The following is a 1,733-nucleotide window of genomic DNA, read 5'->3' on the forward strand; positions in this document are numbered from 1 at the left end:
GCCATCACGTCGGCGCAGGCGGCGGCGCGGCCGGGCCCCGCACCGGCGGCGGCCCGTACGCCCTGGTCATCGGCGTCGAGGTCTACTCCCGGTTCCTCGCCCCCGACGACCGCGCCACCAGCGCCCTGTTCGGCGACGGGGCCGCCGCCGCCGTCCTCGGCCCCGTCCCCGCCCCCTACGGCATCACCGCCATGGGCATGGGCGCCGACGGCACCCGCGCCGACGACGTCCTCATCCCCGCGGGCGGCAGCCGCCGCCCCGCCACCGCCGACACCCTGGCCGCCCTCGACCACACCATCCACATGGACGGCCGCGCCGTCCGCGACTTCATCACCGCGATCCTGCCCCGCCTGGTCGCCGACGCCACCGCCGACGCCGGGACCAAACCCGGCGACCTGGCCCTGGTCGTCCCGCACCAGCCCAACCCCAAGCTCGTCGCCGACCTCGCCCCCGCCGCCGGACTCGACCCCCACCAGCTCGCCATCGCCGGACGCGACGTCGGCAACATCGGCGCGGCCAGCCTCCCCTACGCCCTGCACCGCGCCCTCACCGACGACCGCCTCTACCCCGGCGACCAGGTCCTGCTCGCCGGGTTCGGCGCCGGCCTCACCTGGGCCCACGTCCTGCTCACCTGGCCGCCCCTGACCTGACCCCACCAGCGACCCCCACCAGCGACCCCCACCAGCGACCCCCACCAGCGACCCCCACCAGCGACCCCCACCAGCGACCCCCACCCCCCACCAGCGACCCCCACCAGCGACCCCCACCAGCGACTCCGACTCCAGCGTTCAGGGCGGAAGAACGCGCCCCCGGTCAGCGCCACCGACACCCGCGGCGTCCGGGGGCGTCACCATGCCCGAAGCCCTCCCGCGCGGAAGGGGACGGCCGAGGCGGCGTTCCCGTGGACCGTGCCACCGTCACGGAGGGGGGACGGCGGTCTCGGGGGCCGGTCCCGCCGCGCGCAGCAGCCGCGCCCCGGCCTCCCGCAGCCGGTCGGCCAGCTCCGGCGGCTCCAGCACCGTGAACTCCAACTCCAGATGCGCCAACCGCATCGCCGTCCACTCCAGCGACCCCGGAGCCGTGCGCAGCAGGCACGCGCCGTCGTCCACCGGCTCCACCTCGTCCCGCCGCACCCGCAGCCGGTCCGCCAGCACCTCCGCCGAGGCGTGCACGCGCAGCACCGCACGGACCACCGGCCCCCCGCCCGCCTGCGCCCGCCGCACCCACGCCCCCGGATCACCGCCCGGAACCTCCCGCCTCGGCACCCGCACCCCCGTCGGGAACGGCTCCTCGACGCGGTCCAACCGGAACGTCCGCCACGCCCCCGGCTCCCCCGCCCCGGACTCCTTCCGCCGGGAAGGGGCGTTCCCCAGGTTCCCCGCGCCTGTGCGGCCGGGCTCGTGGCCCGGGGCGGGGTCCTGGCCCGAGGCGGGGTCCTGGTCCGGCGCGGTGTCCTGGTCCGGCGCGGTGTCCGGGGCGGGGTCGCGGGCCTGCGGGTCGAACGCGACCAGGTACCAGCGGCGGCTCGCCGCGACCAGCGCGGACGGCTCGACCAGGCGCCGCGTCACCCGCCCGTCCCGGTCCCGGTACCCGAACCGGACCCGCTCACCGTCCCGGCACGCCGCCGCCAGCAGCGCCAGCACCCCCGGATCCACCCGCGGACCCGCGTCCGGGCCGTCCACCGGCACCGTCGCCGCGGCCACCGCCGCCACCCGGCGCCGCAACCGGCCCGG

General features: G+C 78.6%; 2 protein-coding genes. One reads left to right on the plus strand and one right to left on the minus strand.

Features of this window, described 5'->3' with window-relative positions:
• Positions 1-650: 3-oxoacyl-ACP synthase III family protein (locus DZF91_RS06470; RefSeq protein WP_328589128.1), on the plus strand; the 650-nt coding region annotated here is incomplete at its 5' end.
• 267 nt (positions 651-917) lie between these two features.
• Here DZF91_RS06470 and DZF91_RS06475 read toward each other — a convergent pair.
• Positions 918-1,733 (minus strand): helix-turn-helix transcriptional regulator (locus DZF91_RS06475; RefSeq protein WP_147341021.1); only part of this gene is annotated, 816 nt, incomplete at its 5' end.

This window comes from Actinomadura logoneensis, from assembly GCF_003428695.1.
Classification (GTDB): Bacteria; Actinomycetota; Actinomycetes; order Streptosporangiales; family Streptosporangiaceae; genus Spirillospora; species Spirillospora logoneensis.